Raw genomic sequence first — 20,607 nt, forward strand, 5'->3', positions numbered from 1 at the left:
GGGCGGGGGACGGCAACCCTCGGGGCATGGACCCCGACCTGCCCCCCGACCTGTTCCCGTGGCTCACCGAGCAGGTGGGGGCCGAGGTGACCGGTGCCGCGCGCCTGTCGGGCGGGCAGTCGAACCCGACGTGGCGGCTGGAGACCGAGGGCGGGCCCTTGGTGCTGCGGGCCAAGCCGCCGGGGCGCCTGCTGCCCAAGGCGCACATGGTGGAGCGGGAGCACCGGGTGATGGACGCGCTGGCGGACACGGGCGTGCCGGTGCCGCGCATGGTGCTGCTCTCCGAGGCGAACCCGCTGGGGCGGACGCTCTACGTGATGGAATGGGTCGAGGGGCGGGTCGTGCGCGATCCGGCGGCGGCCACGGGGGCCGAGGTGGCGGCGATGACCGACGCGCTGGCGGCGCTGCACTCGGTCGACCCGGAGGCGGTCGGCCTGCCGGGCTACGGGCGGGCCGAGGGATACTTCGCGCGGCAGGCGGCGACGTGGCGGCGGCAATACGAGGCGTCGGTGGCGATGCCGTCGGCGGAGATGGCGCGGCTGGGCGACTGGCTGGCGGGGCAGGCCGTCGCGGAGGCCCCTCCCTCGATCGTGCACGGGGACTGGCGGATCGACAACGTGATGCTCCACCCGACGGAGGCGCGGGTGGTGGCGGTGCTGGACTGGGAGCTGTCGACGCTGGGCCATCCGCTGGCCGACCTCGCCTATCAGGTGATGCAATGGGGCCTGCCCCACGCCTCGCCGCTCCGCGGCCTCGGGGGAGTGGATCGGGCGGCGCGGGGGCTGCCGTCCGACGCGGCGCACGTCGCGGCCTACGCGGCGCGGCGGGGCGTGGAGGTGACGGACTGGACGGCGTGGCGGGCGCTCGCGGCCTACCGGCTGGCGGCGATCCTCGCGGGCGTGGGCGCGCGGGCGGCGGCGGGCAACGCGAGCGACCCGGAGGGCGGGCGGCGCTACGGGGCGATGGTGCCGCAGGTGGCGGCGCTGGGGGTGTCGTATCTGGACGGCGCGTGACGCGCGCCCCGCGCGGACGTCAGCCCAGCGACATCGCCACCGCGCTCTCGGGCAGTTCCTCGTCGAAGCAGCGCTGGTAGAACTCCGCCACCGTCTGGCGCTCCAACTCGTCGCACTTGTTGAGGAAGGTCAGGCGGAAGGCATAGCCCACGTCGCGGAAGATCTCGGCGTTCTGCGCCCACGCGATCACCGTGCGGGGCGACATCACCGTCGACAGGTCCCCGTTCATGAACGCCGTCCGCGTCAGGTCCGCGACCGTCACCATGCGCGAGATCGTGCGCCGCCCGTCGTCGGTGTTGTAGTGCGGGTTCTTGGCGACGACGATGGCCGCCTCGGCGTCGTGGTCGAGGTAGTTCAGCGTCGCGACGAGCGACCAGCGGTCCATCTGCGCTTGGTTGATCTGCTGCGTGCCGTGGTAGAGGCCCGTCGTGTCGCCGAGGCCCACCGTGTTGGCCGTGGCGAAGAGGCGGAAGGACGGGTGGGGGGTGATGACCTCGTTCTGGTCCATCAGCGTCAGCTTGCCGTCCGCCTCCAGCACGCGCTGGATCACGAACATCACGTCGGCGCGGCCCGCGTCGTACTCGTCGAAGACGATGGCCACGGGGTTGCGCAGCGCCCACGGCAGGATGCCCTCGTGGAACTCGGTCACCTGGACGCCGTCGCGCAGCTTGATCGCGTCCTTGCCGATCAGGTCGATCCGGCTGATGTGGCTGTCGAGGTTCACGCGCACGCAGGGCCAGTTGAGACGCGCGGCCACCTGCTCGATATGGGTCGACTTGCCGGTGCCGTGGTAGCCTTGGATCATCACCCGGCGGTTCCAGCCGAAGCCCGCGAGAATGGCGAGCGTCGTGTCGGGGTCGAACTTGTAGGTCTCGTCGATGGGGGGCGTGCGGTCGGTGGGCGCGTCGAAGCCCTTGACCATCATGTCGGAGTCGATGCCGAACGCCTCGCGCACGGAGATGTCGCGGGTGGGCTCCATGATGGTGTCCGTGCTGCCGTCCATGTGCCTCGCCCCTTCGCTCGATCCGGGCGCCGGGGTGCAACATATGGCCCCGCGCCGCAAGTGAAAGCGGGGCGGCAAGCTGCCGCCCCGCCGGAGGTCAGCCGGGGGTGACGTGCACCACCCAGCCGTCCTCGAAGTCGGTCAGGACGACGAAGCTGCCGTCCTCCATGATCTCGACGTCGCGCACCCGCCCGAGATCGGTGAGCAGGCGCTCCTCCTCCGTCACGAGCCCGTCCGCGTCGAGCGAGAGGCGCACCACGCCGCCGGGCTTGAGCGAGCCGATCAGGATGTCGCCGTTCCAGTCCGCGAAGGCGTCGCCCGAATGGAACGCCATGCCGCCGGGCGCGATCACCGGGTCCCAGAAGTAGACCGGCTGCTCCATGCCCTCCTCGACGGCCTGCCCGATGCCGATGGGGCCGCCGGGATCGACCTCGCGGAAGTCGTAGCGCTTGCCGTAGGAGATCACCGGCCAGCCGTAGTTCAGCCCCGGCTCCGGGCGGTTCAGCTCGTCGCCGCCCTGCGGCCCGTGCTCGATCGTCCACAGCGTCCCGTCCGGCGCGATGGTGGCGCCTTGGATGTTGCGGTGCCCGTAGGACCAGATCGTCTCGACGGCGCCCTCGGTGCCGGCGAAGGGCATCCCCTCGGGCGTCGAGCCGTCGAGGTTGACCCGCACGACCTTGCCGTAGGTCTTGTCGAGATCCTGCGCGAAGGGCCGCTCCTCGTCCGAGGAATGCTCGCCCGTGGTCACGAAGGCCGTCCCGTCGCCGGGGAACACGATCCGCGCGCCGTAGTGCATCGGCGTGGGCGAGGGCGGCTCCTGCACGAAGATGTCCTCCACCTCCGTGACCGACCCGAGGTCGTCGGCCAGCACCATCCGCGCCGCCGCCGTGGCGGACCCGCCCTCCACGGGCTTGGAGTAGGTGACGTAGATCACCCGGTCCTCCGCGAAGGTCGGCCCCAGCGCCACGTCGAGTAGGCCGCCCTGCCGCTGCGACAGCACGTCCGGCGTGCCCACGATGCTGTCGGACAGCGTGCCGTCGGCGGCGAGGTGGCGCATCCGGCCCGCCCGCTCGGTCACGAGCCAGCCCGCGCCGTCGGGCAGGGTGGCGATGCCCCAAGGGTGGACCAGACCCTCGGCGAGGGTGGTCTGGGTCATCGCCACGCCGCTGTCGACGGTGGTGGCGCGGAACTGCTCGGGGAAGGCGGGGGGGAAGTCGGTGTTGCGCTGCGCCCAGGTGTGCGGCTCGGCCAGCGCGGGGGCTGCGAGCGCCGAGGCGGCGAGGAGGGCGAGGGTCGTACGGCTCATGGCGGATCTCCCAGGTTGACCGGGCACAGCTAGCGCGTCCCGCGCCGACGTCCGCCCGGCGCGCGCGGGTTCGGGAACGCCCGGCGCCCGCCCGCCGTTGGCCCGCGCAACATCAGGAGGATACGCCATGTCCATCAAGGAGATGATCGCCGAGCACCCCGACGTCGCCGGGAACGACAACGAGGCACTGACCCAAGCCGTCAAGCACGCCATGTACGGCGCCGCCATCACCAACTCCTGCGCCGATGCCTGCCTCGCAGAGCCGGACGCCGAGGACCGGGCGGAGTGCATCCGCCGCTGCCTCGACGCCTCGGACGCCTGCACGGCGGCCTACCGGATCGGCAGCCGTCGCACGGGCGGGAACGTCGAGGCGATCAAGGCCGCGCTGTCGCTCGCGATCACGGCCTGCGAAGCGTGTCACGCGCACTGCTCCAAGCACGATGACGCGCACTGCAAGCGCTGCGCGACCATGTGCGAGGAGGTCATCCGCGATTGCAGGGCGGCCCTCGACGCGATGTGAGCCGCGCTTGAGGCGGGGGCGGGGCCGCGCGATACCGATCCCATGTGGACCGTCGAGCGGGTCTCCCCGACCCTGCGCCCCCACCTGCCGGCCATCGAGGCGGCCATCGCCGCGACCCGCGCGCGCGTCGCGGCGGTGGCGGATCCCGTCCCGATCCGGTTCCTTCTCGTCGCGGACCGCTCCCGCGCGCTGCCGATGCATGGGTTCGGCGGCTACTGCGGCGACCCCGACGTGATCCGGCTGTCCTTCGACCCGAAGAACCCGAACATGGTCCCCAACCTCGGAGCCACGTTGGAGCGGGCGATCGCGCACGAGTATCACCACGCCCTGCGCGCGGCCGCGCCGGGCTACGGGGCCAAGCTCGGGTCGGCGCTGGTGGCGGAGGGGCTCGCAGGCCACTTCGTGCGGATGCTCCACCGCAGCCCGCCCGAGCCGTGGGAGGCAGCCCTCGGTCCAGAGGAGCTGGACCCGTGGCGCGCCCCCGCGCTTGAGCGGTTCGACCGGACGGGCCACGGGCACGCGCGCTGGTTCTTCGGCGCGGACGGGCACCCGCGCTGGCTGGGCTACGCGCTGGGCTACGACCTCGTGGGACGGCACCTCCGGCGGCACCCGGACGAGACGCCGCTCACGCTGGCCCACGCGCCGCACATGGCGTTCCGCGACGCCGTGCGGCGCGGGCCGGGCTCAGAGGGCTAGGCGATACCGCTGGAAGCCGTCCTCGGTCACCTCCATCGGCTCCAGCGTCACGCCGGGCACTCCGTCCGCATAGGCCGCGCCGCCCGGCCCCGTGTCGAACAGGACCGAGGCCCCGTCCATCGGCGCGAAGGTCCAGTTGCCGTCCGCCGAGGGGCTGATCGTCCCCTGCTCGACGATGTAGCGGACGATCACGTCGCGGTTCGTGTCCGGCGCCTCGAGGATGATGGTCGAGCCGTCCGCGCCGGGGAAGCTGCCGCCGCCCGAGGCGCGGTAGTTGTTGGTGGCGATCACGAACTCCGCCTCCGGGTCCAGCGGCGCGCCCTCGTACATGAGGTCGACGATCCGGCTCGCGTCCGGGTTCACCACCGCCCCCTCGCGGTCGAACCGCGCGGGCTGGGCGAGGTCGATCCTGTAGGTCACGCCGTCGATGACGTCGAAGTTGTAGGAGGGGAAGTCCGGGTTCAGCAGCACCTGGTCCGCCGCGCCCGCGGCCTCGATCTGGTTGAACATGCCGGCCGAGCGCTCGAGCCAGTCCTTCACCTGCGCCCCGGTCACGCGCACCGCGCGCACCGTGTTGGGATAGAGGTAGAGGTCGGCCACGTCCCCGATCGACACGTCGCCCGCCGCCACGTCGGTGTAGTACTCCGCGCCGCCGCGCCCGCCCGCCTTGAACGGCGCCGCCGCCGACAGGATGGGCAGCCCCTCGTGCTCCGTCCCGGCGAGCAGTTGCTCGACGTACCACTTCTGCGCCTGGCTCACGATCTGCACCGAGGGATCGTCGGCCACGAGCGCGAAGTAGGAGTGCAGCGGCGCGTCCGTCTCGCCCACCGGGCGGCGGACGTAGGCGAGCGTCGCCTCGTGGGCCTCCTCCGTGGCGGCGAGCACCTCCGCGTCGCTCTCGACCAGCGCGGTCCACGAGCGGTCCTCCTCGCGCCGCGCGATCGGACGCAGCTCCTGCGTGGACGAGACGATCCGCCAGCCCCCGCCGTCGCGCTCCAGCAGCAGGTCGATGAGGCCCATGTGGCTGCCCCAGAAGCCGGGCATCACGGCGGGCTTGCCGTGGATCAGGCCCGCGCCCGCATCGACGTTGGGGATGTCCGCGTAGGCGTCGCCCGGGAACTCCCGGTGGTGGTGCCCCGTCAGCACCGCGTCGATGCCCGCCACGGCGGCGAGGGGGACGGAGGCGTTCTCCATCATGTCCTCGCGCTCCGCGGGGCCAATGCCGGAGTGCGACAGCGCGATCACGATGTCCGCGCCCTCCTCCTTCATCTGCGGCACCAGCGCCTCGGCGGTGGCGACGATGTCGCGCACCTGCACGTTGCCCTCGAGATGGCGGCGGTCCCACGTCATGATCTGCGGCGGCGTGAAGCCGATGATCCCGATGCGGATCGGGTGCTCCTCGCCCGCGCCGTCGGTCAGCGTCCGGTCGAGGATCGCGTAGGGCGGCACGAGGGTCGCGTCCTCGGCTGGGGTCGCGCCCTGCTCGGTCGCGACGTTGGCGAGCACCACGGGGAAGCCCGCCCCCGCGAGCGCCTTCATCAGGAAGTCGAGCCCGTAGTTGAACTCGTGGTTGCCGATGGTCGCCCCGTCGAAGCCCACCGCGTTCATCGCTTGGATCACCGGGTGGAGGTCGCCCTCCCGCATGCCCCGCTCGTAGGCCACCCAGTCGCCCATCGGGTTGCCCTGCAGGAAGTCGCCGTTGTCGAGCACGAGGCTGTTGCCCGCCTCGGCGCGCACCTGCTCGATGAGCGAGGCGGTGCGCGCCAGCCCCACCGTGTCGACCTCGCGGTCGCCGTAGTAGTCGTAGGGCCAGACGTGGACGTGCAGGTCGGTCGTCTCGGCGATGCGGAGATGCGCTTGGTTGGCCTGCGCGCGGGCGGCGAAGGGGTGGACGGCGAGCAGCGAGGCGGCGCCGGTCGTGGCGAGCAGGGTGCGGCGGGTGAGCATGGCAGGTCTCCTCTGGGTCGCCCCCACCTGACACCGAAAGATGACGCCGGGGCAACGCCTTCGCCCGTCCGGGCCGCCCGCCCGCCCCCCGCCGCCCAATCGGCGGGCAGGGCTTGCCGCCGCCGCCCGCGCGCCTAACCTCCGGCCCATGCCCGCCGCCACCCGGACCTTCGCCCTCCGCCTCGCCGCCTTGGGCGGCTTCGTCGCGATCCTCTGGATCGTGCAGGCCCTGAACTGGCTGACGGGGTATTCGCTGAACCCGGCCTTCGGCCTCATCCCGCGCGAGGCGGAGGGGCTCGACGGGATCGTCGCCATGCCGCTCCTCCACGGGGGCTTCGGCCACCTCATGTCCAACACGCCGCCGCTGCTCGTGATGGGCGCGCTCCTCTCGGCCACGGCCACCCGCGCCCTCGTCGCGGTCAACGCGATCATCGTCGCGGCCGGTGGGGCGCTCGTCTGGCTCTTCGGCTCGGCGGCCATCCACGTGGGCGCCTCCGGCCTCGTCTTCGGCTGGTTCGGCTTCCTCGTCGCCCGCGGGCTCGTCGACCGCTCCCCCGTCACGCTCGCCGCCGCCGCGCTGGTGGGCGTCCTCTACGGCGCGATCATCTGGGGCGTCCTGCCGGGCCGTCCGGGCGTCTCGTGGGAGGCGCACCTCTTCGGCGCGCTGGCGGGCGTCGCGGCGGCGGTCGTCGTGCGGAGCCGGGTGCACGCGCCGCGGGTGGAGGGGGTGGAGCGGGGGTAGGGGAGGATGCCACCTCCGTCCTACGAGGCATTGGCGGGGAGCCGGTAGAACAGGTCCGGTCCGTCTTCACGCACAGGCTCGAACCCGAGGCGGTCGAGCAGCGCGCGGGAGCGTCGGTTCCCGCGTTCCGTGTCCGCCACGACGCGCCGGACGGCCGGATCGGACCGCAACTCGATCAGGGTCAGGCGGCACGCCTCGTAGCCGACCGAGTGGCCCCACGCTTCAGGATGCAGGACGTAGGCGAGATCGGCGTCTCCCCCGCCGTCGATCGTGGCCTGCGTGTACCCGACGATCACCTTCCCGTCGAACACCGTCCAGTTGCGCCACGTCTCGCCGCTGCCGGACGGTGCCACCTCGGCCAGACGGGCGATGCGGTCGCGCACCGCTTCGACGGTCGAGGGCGGTCGCTCATCCAAGAACGCGTAGCTCCGCTCGTCGGATAGCGCGGTGAAGAGGCCCGGTGCGTGGCCGGGGGACTGTGGTTCGATGCGGACCATGGGACCGATGGCTATGGCAAGCGGCGCGCCGATGCACGGACGTGGACGGTCGCGCCCTTGCGTCGGCGCGCAGCCGCGAGCCCCGCGCCTTCGTCTGGCCTGCCCGTCACCCGGCCACAGGTCTGCCGGGGCGGGACCTGCGCGCTGCCGAACGAAGAAGGGCCGCCCCACCCGGGACGGCCCCTCGTCTCTTCGACCGAACCGAGGCTCACACCTCCGGCTGGTCGTCCACGTCGCTGCGGCTCTCAGGCGTCTCCACCTCGAGATCGGAGTCCTCGGAGGCCGCCGTGCCGATGTCGTCGAACAGCTCGGCGATCTCGAACTCGGCCTGCGCCTCTTCCTCGGCGGCCAGCTCCTGGATCGACTTGCCGGCGGCCTGAAGCTCGGCTTCCTCGGAGGACCGCGCCACGTTCAGCGTGATCTCCGTCTCGACCTCGGGGTGCAGGACCACGGTCACGCCGTGCAGGCCCAGCTCCTTGATCGGGGCCTTCAGCGCCACTTGGCGGCGCTCCAGCTTGAACCCGTTCTCCTGTGCCACCTCGACCGCGTCGCGGGTCGAGACCGAGCCGTAGAGCGAGCCGGCGTCGGAGGCCTGCCGGATGACCACGAACTGCTGGCCCTCCAAGCGCGAGGCCATCGCCTCGGCCTCCTTCTTGGACTCGAGGTTGTCGGCCTCCAGTTGCGACTTGCGGCCCTCGAAGGCCTGCACGTTCGCGTCCGACGCCGTCAGCGCCTTGCCCTGCGGCAGCAGGAAGTTGCGCGCGTAGCCGGGCTTGACGTCGACGACGTCGCCCATCTGGCCCAGCTTGGCCACGCGCTCCAGTAGGATCACTTGCATCGCATGGTCCTCACTTCACGGCGTAGGGCAGGAGCGCGAGGAAGCGCGCGCGCTTGATGGCGCGGGCCAGCTTGCGCTGGTTCTTCGCGCCCACGGCGGTGATGCGCGAGGGCACGATCTTGCCGCGCTCGCTGACGTAGCGCTGCAGGGTCCGCGTGTCCTTGTAGTCGATCTTCGGCGCGTTGGGGCCGACGAACGGGTCCGTCTTGCGGCGACGGAAGAAGGGCTTGGCTGCCATGATCTTGTCTCCTCAGCGCCGGTCGTCGCGGCGGCGGCGGTCGTCCCGCTCGTCGCGCTTCTGCATCTGGACGGACGGGCCTTCCTCGTGCTCGTCCACCTTGATCGTCAGCACGCGCATGACGTCGTCGTGCAGCCGGGCGAGGCGCTCCATCTCCTGCACGGCGGCCGAGGGCGCGTCGGTGCGGAAGAAGCTGTAGTGCCCCTTGCGGTTCTTGTTGATCTTGTAGGCCATCGTCTTGACGCCCCAGTACTCGACGTCGACGACCGAGCCGCCGTTGTCGGTCAGGACCGCCGAGAAGTGGTCGTTCAGACCCTCGGCCTGCGCGTTGGACAGATCCTGGCGCGCGATCATCACATGCTCGTAGAGCGGCATGCATGTCTCCATGACATGGCGGCTTCAAAGCTCCGGCTCTTGGCCCGCCCCCGGAGCACGAGGGGCCGCGCGGTTGAATGCGTTCGGCGGGACGTCGGGCGTATAGCGATGCCGCGCCCGCGCGCAAGTGGGTGGGCGCGTGCGCGGGGCCCCGCCGGGCCGGGGCGGCGCGGTGCGCGGGCCGCCGCGCACCCGTCGGCGGAGGATCGTCGCGATCGGCGGGGGCCTGCGCGCCGGACCGCGCCCCGCGCCCGCCCCGATGCGGCCACATACGGGCGCGACTAGCTCGGGGGCCGAACCGGCGGGCGCGCTCCTCCGCGCCCGTCCCCAAGGACCGAGATGACGCCGCGCGGCGCGGCGGGGAAAGGTGACCGGATGTCGACGGCGGACCAATTCGAGCGCGAGATGCTCGACCTCATCAACGCGGACCGGGCCCGGTTCGGGCTCGACCCCCTGCAGCTGGAGCAGAACCTCAACGCCTCCGCCGAGGCGCATTCGGAGTGGATGCTGCGGACCGACACGTTCTCGCACACGGGCGTCGGCGGCTCCTCCGCGACCGAGCGCATGGCCGACGCGGGCTTCGACTTCTCGAACGGATGGCGCTCCGCCGAGAACATCGCCGTCCAGAGCGAGCGCGGGCCCGGCGGCATCTCGGACGACGTGGCCGACCTCCACCGGTCGCTGATGGACAGCCCCGGCCACCGGGCCAACCTGCTGAACCCCGACCTCGACTACATCGGGATCGGGATCGAGCGGGGCGACTTCGACTTCTCGAGCGGCACCTACGACTCGGTCATCGTGACGCAGAACTTCGCCTCGACCGGCGGCGGGGTGGACCTCGACACGGGCGCGCCCGCGGCGGCCGTCCCGGACCCGGCGCCCGAGCCGATCACCGGCGGGCGCGGGGAGGACGTGCTGCGCGGCTCGTCGGACGCCGACACGATCGCCGGGCGCGGCGGCGCGGACCGCCTCTACGGCGGCGGGGGGCGCGACGCGCTCTCGGGCAACGGGGGCGCGGACCGCCTCTACGGCGGGAACGGCAACGACCGGCTCACCGGGGGCAAGGGGGACGACCTGTTCGTCGGCGGGCGCGGCGCGGACCGCTTCGTCTTCACCCAGAAGGACGACCGCGACGTCATCCGCGACTTCGAGGACGACGTCGACACGATCGTGCTGCGCGACTTCGGCCTCGCCGACATCGACGCGCTGGAGGCGCGGGCCACGCAGGCCGGCGACCACCTCGAACTGGACTTCGGGGGCGGCGACGTCCTTCGGATCCGCGACGTCACGTTCGATCAGATCGTGGACGACGTCATCCTCTGAGGCGTCGGGCGGCGCGCCGGACCTGCGCGCCGCCGCACACGACCTGTTGAGGGGGCGGGGTCGACGGAATGGGCTATGTCCATCACGTCATCGACACCACCAACCGGAGAGTCCCATGACCCGTCTGCCCCTGATCGCCGCCGCCGCCCTGCTCGCGGCCGCCCCCGCCCTCGCCGAGCCCGTCACCTACGAGGTCGACGCCTCCCACGCCCAGACCCTCTTCAGCTACAACCACCTCGGCTACTCGACGACCTTCGGCATGTTCTCCGGCTGGGAGGGCGAGATCCAGTTCGACGCCGAGGATCCGGCCAACTCCTCCGTGGACGTCTCCATCCCCGCGTCCGCCATGTTCACCGGATGGGAGCAGCGCGACGCGCACTTCTCCTCGCCCGACTTCCTCGACGCGACCGCCAACGACGTGGTCCGCTTCGTGTCCACGGGCATCGAGGTGACCGGCGAGGACACGGCGCTCATCACCGGCGACCTGACCTTGGGCGGCGTGACCAACGAGGTCGTGCTCGACGCCCGCCTCAACCAGCAGGGCGAGCACCCGCAGTCCGGCGCCCCGTGGCTCGGCTTCGACGCGACCACCACGATCCTGCGCTCGGAGTTCGACGCCGGCGCGTTCGCGCCCTTCGTGTCGGACGAGGTCGAGGTGACGGTGTCGATCGAGGCGGGCCAGCCGCAGGCGTGAGCCGCGCCCCGTGAAGACCGGGGGCCCCGCGCGGACGCGCCGGGGCCTCCTCCGCCGGCGATCGCCGCGAAGCCCTTAGAAGAACGCCTGGAGCCCCGTCTGCGCCCGCCCGAGGATCAGCGCGTGGACGTCGTGCGTCCCCTCGTAGGTGTTCACCGTCTCGAGGTTCATCATGTGGCGGATCACACCGTACTCCTCGGAGATGCCGTTCCCGCCGTGCATGTCCCGCGCCACCCGCGCGATGTCCAAGGCCTTGCCGCAGTTGTTCCGCTTGATGAGCGAGATCATCTCGGGCGCCGCCCGCCCCTCGTCCATCAGCCGTCCGACCCGCAGGCAGCCCTGGAGGCCGAAGGCGATCTCCGTCTGCATGTCGGCCAGCTTCTTCTGCACCAGCTGCGTCTGCGCCAGCGGCCGCCCGAACTGCGTCCGGTCCAGGGTGTACTGCCGCGCCTGATGCCAGCAGGCCTCCGCCGCGCCCATCACGCCCCAGCCGATGCCGTAGCGCGCGCGGTTGAGGCAGCCGAACGGCCCCTTGAGGCCGGACACGCCGGGCAGCAGCGCGTCCTCGCCCACCTCCACGCCGTCCATGACGATCTCGCCGGTGGTCGAGGCGCGCAGGGACTGCTTGCCGCGGATCTTCGGTGCCGACAGCCCGGCCATCCCTTTCTCCAGCACGAAGCCGCGGATCTTGCCGTCATGGGCGTCCGACTTGGCCCACACCACGAACACGTCCGCGAAGGGCGCGTTGGAGATCCACATCTTCGCCCCGGAGATCCGGTAGCCGCCATCTACCTTCTCGGCGCGCGTCTTCATGCCCGCCGGGTCCGACCCCGCATCCGGCTCGGTCAGGCCGAAGCAGCCGATCAGCTCGCCCTTCGCCAGCCCCGGCAGGTACTTCGCCTTCTGCGCCTCCGACCCGTAGGCATGGATCGGGTACATCACCAGCGAGGACTGCACCGACAGCATCGAGCGGTAGCCGCTGTCGACGCGCTCCACCTCCCGCGCGATCAGCCCGTAGGACACGTAGGAGGCGCCCAGCCCGCCGTACTCCTCCGGGATCGTCGCCCCGAGCAGCCCCGCCTCGCCCATCAGCGGGAACAGGTCCGGCGCCTCGGCCTCGGTCGCGTAGGCCTCCCGCACGATGGGGGCGAGACGGTCGGCGGCGAAGGCCGCAGCCCCGTCGCGGAGCATCCGCTCCTCCTCGGAGAGCTGGTCCTCGAGGCGGAACGGGTCGGCCCAGTCGAACGGGCCGAGGTCGGGGCCGAAGCCCGCGGCTTGCATCGTGGCGGCGTCTTTCATGGCGTGTCCTCCGGTCCCCGCCTCCTAGCGCGGCGCCGGGGGGATCGGCAACGCGGGGGGGTGCCGCACGCGCCCGCCGCGTGTAGGCAGGCGGCATGACGTCCTCCATCCCCCTCGACGACATCGACGCGGTGCAGGCCGCGCTGGCCGGGGAGGGCTACGTCTGCGGGCGCGACCTCGCCACGGTGACCTTCCTCGCCCTCCGCCTCGGGCGCCCGCTCTTCCTCGAGGGCGAGGCGGGGACCGGCAAGACGGAGATCGCCAAGGTGCTCGCCGCCGTCCTCGGGCGCCGCCTGATCCGGCTCCAGTGCTACGAGGGACTCGACGCCGCCACCGCCGTCTACGAGTGGAACTTCGCCGCGCAGATGGTCGCGATCCGCGCCGCCGAGGCGCGGGGCGAGGCGCCGCCGGACCTGTTCGGCGACGACTTCCTGATCGCGCGCCCGCTGCTGGAGGCGATGCGGCCCCAGCCCGGCGGCGCGCCCGTCCTGCTGATCGACGAGATCGACCGCGCCGACGCGCCCTTCGAGGCCTTCCTCCTCGAGGCGCTGTCGGACTTCCAGGTGACCATCCCCGAGCGCGGCCCCGTCCGGGCGCCCGCCCCGCCGGTCGTCGTCCTCACGTCCAACCGCACGCGCGAGGTGCACGACGCGCTCAAGCGGCGGTGCCTGTATCACTGGGTCGACTATCCCGGCCACGACCGCGAGATGGCGATCCTCGCCGCCCGCGCGCCCGACGCCGCCGAGGCGCTGAGCCGCGAGGTGGTGGCCTTCGTCCAGAAGCTGCGGACGGAGGACCTGTTCAAGACGCCGGGCGTCGCGGAGACGATCGACTGGGCGAAGTGCCTGCTCGCCCTCGACGTGATCGACCTGTCGCCGGAGGTCGTGGCCGACACGCTCGGCGCGCTGCTCAAGTATCAGGACGACATCCAGAAGCTGCAGGGGTCGGAGGCGCGGCGCATCCTCGACGAGGTGCGCGCCGAACTGGCGTGAGCCGGGCGCCGCTGGTCCACCTCAACGGCTGGCCCGGGACGGGGAAGCGCACCGTGGCGCTGGCCCTCGCGGCGCGGATCGGCGCGCGCGTCCTGCACAGCCACCTCGTCCTCGATCCGGCCTCGGCCCTGTTCGAGCGCGGCACGCCGGAGCGCGCAGCGCTGCGCGAACGGCTGCGCGCCACCCTCTACGAGGCGGCCGTCGGCCTGCCGCCCGAGGTTCCGCTGATCGTGACGGACGCGCTCGCCGCCACCGACGCCGGTGCGCCGCTGATCGAGACCACGCTCCACCTCGCCCGCGCCCGCGGCGGCCTGGTGCCCTTCGTCCTCGAGGTCGGGCCCGAGGAGAACGCGCGGCGGCTGGCCGACCCGGCGCGCGCGGGGACGGGCAAGCTGACCGACCCGTCCGTGCTCGCCGACCTGCGGCGGCGTCACGCCCTGCTGCGCCTGCCGGGCGCGCGGTCGGTGAACGTCACGGACCTGTCCGCGGAGGCGGCGGCGGATCGCCTCGCCGCGATGCTCGCCTGAGCGTCAGGAGCCGCCCATCAGCTCCCGCTCGCGCCGCTTGAGGCCGCGCGCGTCGTAGCCGCGCGCGATGGGGCCGGCGGCGCCGCGGCGGAAGAGCGGGTCGCGGGGCAGGCAGCCGACGTCGCACAGCATCCGCACCCGGTCGCGCGGCCCGTCCACCAGCCAGAGTCGTCCGCCCGGCGTCGAGACGAAGCCGACGATGCCCTCCGCCCGGTCCGCGCGCAGGTCCGCGAGCGACGGCACCTCGCTGTCCATGCCCTCGTCGAACCCGCCGTGGGTGTGGAACGAGGCCACCACCTCGCCGCGCACGCGCGGGTCGTCGCGCGGGGTGCAGCCGTCGGTCGATCCCATGCGGGGCGGGATCGCGCGGTAGTGCCCGTCCGGCGAGCGCACGATGAGGCCGCAGATCTCGCGCCCCGCGCGGATCGAGTTCGGCTGAAGCTGCGCGAGGATGGCGCGGGCCGTCCCGACGAGGTCCGCGTCCTGCGCGGTGGCGGGCGGGGCGAGGAGGGCGAGGAGCAGGGCGAGGCGGCGCATCCGGCGACGATGGGGCGCGGACGGCATGGCGTCCACTCACGAAACCGCGGGCGCGCGGCTGACGCCGCGGGCGCGGCGCGCTAGCGTCCCCGTGATGGAGTACGCCCCCCTCGACCTGCCCGACGACCCGCGCCTCGCGGGGAACATCGCCCACTTCGCCGCCGCGCTGCGGCGCGCGGGGGTGCCCGCCGGGCCGGACCGGGTGCTCCTGGCGGTCCGCGCGGTCGCGGCGGCGGGGTTCACGGATCGTACGGACTTCGCCCATGCGCTCGAGGCCGCCTTCGTCCGGCGGCCCGAGCATCGCACGGTCTTCCGGCAGCTGTTCCGCCTCTACTGGCGCGACCCGCGCTTCCTCGAGCACATGATGGGGCTGCTGACGCCGACGGTGCGGGGCGTGCAGGAGGAGCGGCGCGCCCGCCCCGCCGAGAAGCGGGCGGCGGAGGCGCTCCTCGGCGAGGCGGACCGCCCCCGCCCCGAGGCCCCCGAGCCCCCGCCCGAGGCCGTGGAGATCGACGCCTCCGCCACCGCCTCGGCGCGCGAGCGGCTGCGGACGCTCGACTTCGAGCAGATGTCCACCGCCGAGATGGCCGAGGCGAAGCGGATGCTCGCCACCCTCCGCCTCCCGGTCCCGCCGCTCCCGACCCGCCGCAAGGCCGCGTCGTCCACGGGCCGGATCGATCGGCGGGCGACGCTGCGGGCTTCGCTGCGGCGCGGCGAACTCGGCGACCTGCGCCGCCACGTCACCAAGGCCCGCTGGCCGAACCTCGTGGCGCTCTGCGACATCTCGGGGAGCATGTCGTCCTACTCCCGCGCGCTGCTGCACTTCCTGCACGCGGTGTCGAACGCGAAGGGGCAGGGCTGGGCCGAGGTGCACAGCTTCACCTTCGGCACCCGCCTCACGAACGTGACCCGGCACCTGCGAACGCGCGACGTTGACGCGGGGTTGGCGGCCGCCGGGGCGCAGGCGACGGACTGGGAGGGGGGAACGCGGATCGGGGACTCGCTGCACGCCTTCAACCGGGACTGGTCGCGCCGCGTGCTGGGGCAGGGGGCGGTCGTGCTGCTCGTGACGGACGGGCTGGAACGGGGCAACCCCGAGCGGCTCGGTTTCGAGGCGCGGCGGCTGCACCTGACCGCCCGGCGGGTGATCTGGCTGAACCCCTTGCTGCGCTGGGACGGGTTCGCGCCGAAGGCGGCCGGGGTGCGGGCGCTGCTGCCCCACGTGGATCTGCTGCGCGCCGGCCATTCGGTCGCCGCGCTGGAGGGGCTGGCCGCCGCGCTGGACGCCGGCGGCGACGACGCGCTCTTGGCGCGGATGCGCGCATCCCTTCGCGGCGGCGGCTGACATCCGGCGACGGCCCGCCGGTCATCCGATGACATGCGCGTTCCGGGAACCGCCTCCCCATCTGCCCGTTCACGACAGGCACATCCGGGAGAGTTCCATGCCCCTGCTTCGCAACGCCACCGCCCTCGCCACGAGCCTCGCGCTGGTGGTGCCCACCGTCCCCGCCTTCGCCCAGTCCGACCGCGCCGCCGCCCGGCAGGAGGCCCGCGAGGCCTGCCGGGCCGAGGGCCTGCGCGGTCGCGACGAGGTGCGGCCCTGCATCCTGCAGCGCCTCGCCGACCAAGGCTTCGACGTGAACGAGGCGGAGGCCGAGGCCGAGGCGGCCGTGGAGGAGCTGGTCGAGGAATCGGAGGCCGTGGTCGAGGATGTCGTGGAGGCCCCCGTCGAGGAGGCCCCCGTCGTCGAGGAGGTGGTCGAGGCGCCGGCCGAGGCGGAGCCCGTCGAGGAGGTCGCGGAGACGCCGACCGAGGAGGTGATCGAGGAGATCGTCGAGGAGGGCGGCGACGGCGTCGCCGACGTGGCCGAGGAGGTGCAGGTGCCCGAGGCGGTCGAGGAGGCCCCCGCCGTCGAGGCGGTGGAGGCTGCGCCCGAGGCCCCGGAGGCACCCGTCGAGGCCGAGACCGCGTCGGAGGCCGACGTGGACCAGCCCGTCGCCATCGAGGGCGAGGCAGTCGAGACGCAGCAGGGCGACGGCGCCGAGGCGCTGCGCGAGGCGCTCGAGACCGAGGCCGCCCCGGCCGAGGCGGCGGAGGCCGAGGAGGGCGCCCCGACCGAGGAGGTGGCTGAGGAGGCCGCGGATCTGACCCCGCGCGAGCAGCGCCGGGCCGAGCGCCAGGCGACGCGGCAGGCCGCGCGCGAGGCCTGCCGGGCCGACGGGCTGCGCGGCGACGCGCGCCGCGCCTGCGTCGCGGAGACGCTTGGCCTCGACGCGGGCGAGGCGGCGCCGGAATCGGAGCTGGCGGAGGAGATCGCCGCGGAGCCCGAGCCGGAGTTGACCGAGGAGGAGGAGGCCGCCGCGGTGCAGGCCGAGGCCGCCCTGACCGCGCTGGAGGCGTCCACGGGCGACGCGACGTCCGAGGAGGCCGTGCCGACGGCCGCCGCGGCCGCCGGGGACGCCGCCCCCGAGGCGGAGGTGAGCGAGGAGGTCGTGACCGCCGAGGACGTGCGGACGTCCGATCAGGACTTCGAGACCTCCGCGATCGCGCGGGAGCGTGATTCCGGCCTGTCGAACCGCGAGAAGTTCGCGCTCGGCGCGCTGGGCCTCTTGGCCGTCGGCACGGTGCTCAACAACCGCAGCCGCGTGGTCTCCAACTCCGGCGACCGGGTGGTGGTGCAGCGCGACGACGGCAACCTCCAAGTCCTCAAGGACGACGACGCCCTGCTGCGGACGGAGGGCGACCGCGTGCGCACGGAGCAGTTCTCCGACGGCTCGACCCGGACCATCGTGACGCGGGAGGACGGCAGCCAGGTCATCACGGTGCGGGACGCGAGCCTGCGGGTGCTGCGCCGGGTGCTGGTGCGGACGGACGGCACGGAGGTCACGCTGATCGACGACACCGCGCCGATCGCGCCCGTCGAGGTGGCGACGCTGCCGCCCGCCCCGAGCCCGATCGTGTCGACCCGCGAGGGCGACGCGCTGGGCGACGCGCTTCGGGCCGAGCTCGGGCAGACCGCGGTGGACCGCGCGTTCTCGCTCGCGCAGATCCGGCAGATCTCGGAGGTGCGCCAACTGGCCCCCGCCTTCGAGGTGAACGCCATCACCTTCGATTCGGGCTCGGCCGCGATCCGGCCGGAGCAGGCGGCGAACCTCGCGGACCTCGGGCGCCAGCTGGTCGCGGCCATCCGCGAGAACCCGGCGGAGGTGTTCCTAATCGAGGGCCACACGGACGCGGTGGGCGACGCGGCCTACAATCTCGCGCTGTCGGACCGGCGGGCGGAATCCTTGGCCCTGGCGCTGAACGAGTACTTCGACGTCCCGGTGGAGAACATGGTCGTGCAGGGCTATGGCGAGCAGTTCCTCAAGGTGCAGACCCTGAGCGACGAGCGTGCCAACCGCCGCGCCGTGGTGCGCGAGATCACGGACCTGCTGCGGGTCGCGGCGGCGAACTGAGCGGGTCGCCGGGGGCGTTCCCCGGCACGGTCGGAAGAATGAGGGGCGGGCCTTGTGCCTGCCCCTCCTGCGTCTAGCGTGCCTTCATGGAGACCGATCCGATCGAGGCCGCCCTGGCGTGGCACCGGGCGGGCAAGGGCGCGGCCCTCGCCACGGTGGTGGAGACGTGGGGGTCGGCCCCCCGGCCCGTGGGCTCCCTGCTCGCGATCTCGGAGGAGGCGGAGCTGGTCGGCTCCGTGTCGGGCGGCTGCGTCGAGGGCGCGGTGGTGACCGAGGCGCTGGACGCGATGGGGGACCTGTCCACCCGGACGCTGGACTACGGCGTGTCCGACGACGAGGCCTTCGCGGTGGGCCTCGCCTGCGGAGGTCGGATCAAGGTCATGCTGCAACCCCTTGGCGGGGCTCTGAAAGCGGACGCGCTGGAGGCGGTCGCGGCGCGGCGGGCGGCGGCCGCGCCCGTGGCCCTTCGGACCGAGGGGGACGCGGTGGCGGTGGTGACCGACGGGTTGGAGGAGCGGCTGCGGCAGGAGCGGTCGGGCTGGGACGGGGACGCGTTCGTCACCTTGTTCGCCCCGCCCCTGCGGCTGGCGGTGGTGGGCGGCGTGCATATCGCGCAGGCGCTCGTGCCGATGGCGCGCATCGCGGGCTACGCGGTCACGGTGATCGACCCGCGCGAGGCGTTCGCCTCGCCCGCGCGCTTCCCCGGCACGGCGCTCGTCCACGACTGGCCGGACGAGGCGATGGCCGCCTTCGCGCCCGACGCGCGCGCGGCGGTCGTGCTGTTGACCCACGACCCGAAGCTGGACGACCCCGCGCTGCGCGTCGCGCTGGAAAGCCCGGCCTTTTACGTCGGCGCGCTCGGCTCGACGCGGACCCATGCCAAGCGGGTGGCGCGGCTCACCGAGGGGGGGATGGACGCGGCGCTGCTCGACCGTCTGGACGCGCCGGTGGGGCTTGACATCGGGGCGCGGACGCCCGCCGAGATCGCGGTGAGCATCCTCGGCGCGATGACGCAGGCCCTGCGCCGGTGAGGTTCGGTCCGGTCCCGCTGGAGGAGGCGGAGGGCGCGGTGCTGGCCCATTCGCACCGGGTCGCGGGCGGGCGGCTGCGGAAGGGCACGGTCCTGCGCGCGGCGGACGTCGCGGCGCTGCGCGCGAGCGGGGCGACCGAGGTGGTGGCCGCGCGCCTCGGGCCGGAGGACATGGGCGAGGACGCGGCGGCGGCCGCCTTGGCGGAGGCGCTGTGCGGCGAGGGGCTGTCGGTGCGGGCGGCGTTCACGGGGCGGGCCAACCTGCACGCGGACGGGCCGGGGGTGCTCCGGGTCGATCGGGCGGCGATCGACGCGGTGAACGCGGTGGACCCGATGCTGACGGTGGCGACCCTGCCGGAGTGGCAGCGGCTGGCCGGGGGGACGATGGCCGCGACGGTGAAGGTGATCGCCTACGGCGTGGCCGCCGACGCCGTGCGCCGGGCCTGCGCGGCGGCGCGGGGGGCGCTGGCGCGGCGCGCGCCGGTGGTCGCGCGGGCGGAGCTGCTCGTCACCGTGCTGGACGGGACGCCGACGGGGTCGGACGCGGTGGTGGAGCGGCTGGCGCGGCTGGGCATCGCCTGCGCCGTGCGCGAGGTGCCGCACGAGGAAGGCGCGCTCGCCGCCGCGCTGGCCGGGGCGGACGCGCCGCTGCGCCTGCTGCTGACGGCGTCGGCCACCTCGGACCCGGACGACGTCGGCCCCGCCGCGCTGCGCCGGGCGGGCGGGACGGTGGAGCGGGTCGGGATGCCGGTCGATCCCGGCAACCTGCTGTTCCTCGGGCGGCTCGGGGGGGCGGACGTCATCGGGATGCCGGGCTGCGCGCGCTCGCCCAAGCTGAACGGGGCGGACTGGGTGCTGGAGCGGGTCGCCTGCGGTGTGCCGGTCTCGGCGGCGGACATCGCGGGGATGGGCGTGGGCGGCCTGCTGGGCGAGATTCCGACGCGCCCGCAGCCGCGTGCGCGGCCCCCGGCGAAGCGCGACAAATAGGCGGTTCACAGATGGCGATCCCCGTGCAACGCTCCGCGCCGATAGGGAGGACCACATGACCGTCACGACGATGACCGTGAACGGCAAGTCGCGGAGCGCGCCCACCGAGGGCCGCACGCTGCTCGTCGATTTCCTGCGGGAAGGGCTGCGCCTGACCGGCACCCACGTGGGCTGCGACACGTCGCAATGCGGGGCCTGCCTCGTGCACGTGGACGGCCAGCCGGCCAAGGCCTGCACCGTGCTCGCGCAGGAGTGCGAGGGCGCGGAGGTCACGACGATCGAGGGGATGGCCAACGCGGACGGGTCGCTGGGCAAGATCCAGCAGGCGTTCCAGGACTACCACGGGCTGCAGTGCGGCTTCTGCACGCCGGGCATGGTGATGGCGGCGGCGTCGCTGCTCAAGGAGAACCCGCGGCCCAGCGAGCAGGAGGTGCGCCACTACCTCGAGGGCAACATCTGCCGCTGCACGGGCTACCACAACATCGTCAAGGCGATCATGGCCGCGAGCGGCCAGCAGGTGGAGGCCGTCGCCGCCGAGTAGGCGCGGACACCGGACAGGGGCTTGGTGCGGAACCGACGACCGAGACC

At 73.4% G+C, this 20,607-nt stretch carries 22 protein-coding genes; 13 read left to right on the forward strand and 9 right to left on the reverse strand.

Annotated elements, in window-relative coordinates:
- Positions 1-26 precede the first annotated feature (26 nt).
- Positions 27-1,013 (forward strand): phosphotransferase family protein, encoded by a 987-nt coding sequence (locus tag JQC91_RS15190; RefSeq protein ID WP_203288098.1) that lies wholly within the window; start codon positions 27-29, stop codon positions 1,011-1,013.
- Positions 1,014-1,032: 19 nt separating this feature from the next.
- Here the strand turns inward: JQC91_RS15190 and cobS are convergent, their stop codons facing one another.
- Positions 1,033-2,016, reverse strand: a complete 984-nt coding sequence (gene cobS / locus JQC91_RS15195) for a cobaltochelatase subunit CobS (RefSeq protein ID WP_203288100.1) — start codon at positions 2,014-2,016, stop codon at positions 1,033-1,035.
- A gap of 97 nt (positions 2,017-2,113) precedes the next feature.
- On the reverse strand, positions 2,114-3,322 hold the full coding sequence (locus JQC91_RS15200; RefSeq protein ID WP_203288102.1) for a PQQ-dependent sugar dehydrogenase: 1,209 nt from the start codon (positions 3,320-3,322) through the stop codon (positions 2,114-2,116).
- Positions 3,323-3,449: 127 nt separating this feature from the next.
- Between JQC91_RS15200 and JQC91_RS15205 the strand changes: the two genes are divergently transcribed.
- Both JQC91_RS15205 and JQC91_RS15210 read left to right on the forward strand, forming a co-directional pair.
- Positions 3,450-3,842 carry a four-helix bundle copper-binding protein gene (locus JQC91_RS15205; protein WP_203288104.1) on the forward strand — a complete coding sequence of 131 codons (393 nt, stop codon included), beginning with the start codon at positions 3,450-3,452 and terminating at the stop codon, positions 3,840-3,842.
- Positions 3,843-3,884: 42 nt separating this feature from the next.
- A complete protein-coding gene (locus tag JQC91_RS15210; protein WP_203288106.1) occupies positions 3,885-4,538 on the forward strand; it encodes a DUF2268 domain-containing putative Zn-dependent protease in 654 nt (217 codons plus the stop codon).
- On the opposite strand, the gene JQC91_RS15215 is transcribed toward JQC91_RS15210, so the two are convergent.
- Entirely contained in the window at positions 4,527-6,485 is a 1,959-nt protein-coding gene (locus tag JQC91_RS15215) for a bifunctional 2',3'-cyclic-nucleotide 2'-phosphodiesterase/3'-nucleotidase (protein WP_203288108.1), read from the reverse strand. The two genes, JQC91_RS15210 and JQC91_RS15215, sit on opposite strands and share 12 nt — an antisense overlap.
- Before the next feature lie 148 nt (positions 6,486-6,633).
- Between JQC91_RS15215 and JQC91_RS15220 the strand changes: the two genes are divergently transcribed.
- A complete protein-coding gene (locus JQC91_RS15220) occupies positions 6,634-7,227 on the forward strand; it encodes a rhomboid family intramembrane serine protease (RefSeq protein ID WP_203288109.1) in 594 nt (197 codons plus the stop codon).
- 20 nt (positions 7,228-7,247) lie between these two features.
- Here the strand turns inward: JQC91_RS15220 and JQC91_RS15225 are convergent, their stop codons facing one another.
- The 4 genes from JQC91_RS15225 to rpsF all read right to left on the reverse strand — a co-directional run bounded on the left by JQC91_RS15225 (position 7,248) and on the right by rpsF (position 9,175).
- The gene (locus JQC91_RS15225) at positions 7,248-7,724 is read right to left on the reverse strand and encodes a GNAT family N-acetyltransferase (RefSeq protein ID WP_203288110.1); all 477 of its coding nucleotides are present in this window, start codon (positions 7,722-7,724) and stop codon (positions 7,248-7,250) included.
- Positions 7,725-7,932: 208 nt separating this feature from the next.
- The gene (rplI, locus tag JQC91_RS15230; protein WP_203288111.1) at positions 7,933-8,562 is read right to left on the reverse strand and encodes a 50S ribosomal protein L9; all 630 of its coding nucleotides are present in this window, start codon (positions 8,560-8,562) and stop codon (positions 7,933-7,935) included.
- A gap of 10 nt (positions 8,563-8,572) precedes the next feature.
- Positions 8,573-8,800 (reverse strand): 30S ribosomal protein S18, encoded by a 228-nt coding sequence (rpsR, locus tag JQC91_RS15235; RefSeq protein ID WP_203288112.1) that lies wholly within the window; start codon positions 8,798-8,800, stop codon positions 8,573-8,575.
- A 12-nt stretch (positions 8,801-8,812) separates the two neighbouring features.
- Positions 8,813-9,175 carry a 30S ribosomal protein S6 gene (gene rpsF, locus JQC91_RS15240; protein ID WP_203288113.1) on the reverse strand — a complete coding sequence of 121 codons (363 nt, stop codon included), beginning with the start codon at positions 9,173-9,175 and terminating at the stop codon, positions 8,813-8,815.
- A gap of 375 nt (positions 9,176-9,550) precedes the next feature.
- On the opposite strand from rpsF, the gene JQC91_RS15245 reads away from it, so the two are divergent.
- Positions 9,551-10,498, forward strand: coding sequence for a CAP domain-containing protein (locus tag JQC91_RS15245; RefSeq protein ID WP_203288114.1), 948 nt, complete (start codon positions 9,551-9,553; stop codon positions 10,496-10,498).
- Between the two features lie 115 nt (positions 10,499-10,613).
- Positions 10,614-11,192, forward strand: coding sequence for a YceI family protein (locus tag JQC91_RS15250; RefSeq protein ID WP_203288115.1), 579 nt, complete (start codon positions 10,614-10,616; stop codon positions 11,190-11,192).
- Positions 11,193-11,267: 75 nt separating this feature from the next.
- Here the strand turns inward: JQC91_RS15250 and JQC91_RS15255 are convergent, their stop codons facing one another.
- Complete coding sequence (locus JQC91_RS15255) at positions 11,268-12,491, reverse strand: acyl-CoA dehydrogenase (protein ID WP_203288116.1); 1,224 nt, start codon at positions 12,489-12,491, stop codon at positions 11,268-11,270.
- A 95-nt stretch (positions 12,492-12,586) separates the two neighbouring features.
- On the opposite strand from JQC91_RS15255, the gene JQC91_RS15260 reads away from it, so the two are divergent.
- Positions 12,587-13,483: a MoxR family ATPase gene (locus JQC91_RS15260; protein ID WP_203288118.1), complete on the forward strand. Its 897-nt coding sequence runs from the start codon at positions 12,587-12,589 to the stop codon at positions 13,481-13,483.
- Positions 13,480-14,010: a hypothetical protein gene (locus JQC91_RS15265; protein ID WP_203288119.1), complete on the forward strand. Its 531-nt coding sequence runs from the start codon at positions 13,480-13,482 to the stop codon at positions 14,008-14,010. Before JQC91_RS15260 ends, JQC91_RS15265 begins: the two co-directional genes overlap by 4 nt.
- Before the next feature lie 3 nt (positions 14,011-14,013).
- On the opposite strand, the gene JQC91_RS15270 is transcribed toward JQC91_RS15265, so the two are convergent.
- On the reverse strand, positions 14,014-14,547 hold the full coding sequence (locus tag JQC91_RS15270; RefSeq protein ID WP_203288121.1) for a DUF4329 domain-containing protein: 534 nt from the start codon (positions 14,545-14,547) through the stop codon (positions 14,014-14,016).
- A 91-nt stretch (positions 14,548-14,638) separates the two neighbouring features.
- Between JQC91_RS15270 and JQC91_RS15275 the strand changes: the two genes are divergently transcribed.
- The 5 genes from JQC91_RS15275 (at position 14,639) to JQC91_RS15295 (ending at position 20,560) form a co-directional block, all read left to right on the forward strand.
- A complete protein-coding gene (locus tag JQC91_RS15275; protein ID WP_203288123.1) occupies positions 14,639-15,892 on the forward strand; it encodes a VWA domain-containing protein in 1,254 nt (417 codons plus the stop codon).
- A gap of 97 nt (positions 15,893-15,989) precedes the next feature.
- Positions 15,990-18,002 carry an OmpA family protein gene (locus tag JQC91_RS15280; RefSeq protein ID WP_203288125.1) on the forward strand — a complete coding sequence of 671 codons (2,013 nt, stop codon included), beginning with the start codon at positions 15,990-15,992 and terminating at the stop codon, positions 18,000-18,002.
- An 86-nt stretch (positions 18,003-18,088) separates the two neighbouring features.
- Positions 18,089-19,033, forward strand: a complete 945-nt coding sequence (locus JQC91_RS15285) for an XdhC family protein (protein WP_203288128.1) — start codon at positions 18,089-18,091, stop codon at positions 19,031-19,033.
- A complete protein-coding gene (locus tag JQC91_RS15290; protein ID WP_203288131.1) occupies positions 19,030-20,019 on the forward strand; it encodes a molybdopterin-binding protein in 990 nt (329 codons plus the stop codon). Before JQC91_RS15285 ends, JQC91_RS15290 begins: the two co-directional genes overlap by 4 nt.
- A gap of 55 nt (positions 20,020-20,074) precedes the next feature.
- Complete coding sequence (locus JQC91_RS15295; RefSeq protein WP_203288133.1) at positions 20,075-20,560, forward strand: (2Fe-2S)-binding protein; 486 nt, start codon at positions 20,075-20,077, stop codon at positions 20,558-20,560.
- The last annotated feature ends 47 nt before the right edge of the window (positions 20,561-20,607 follow it).

Origin of the sequence: Jannaschia sp. Os4, from assembly GCF_016820245.1 — a bacterium.
In the GTDB taxonomy this organism is placed as follows: domain Bacteria; phylum Pseudomonadota; class Alphaproteobacteria; order Rhodobacterales; family Rhodobacteraceae; genus Jannaschia.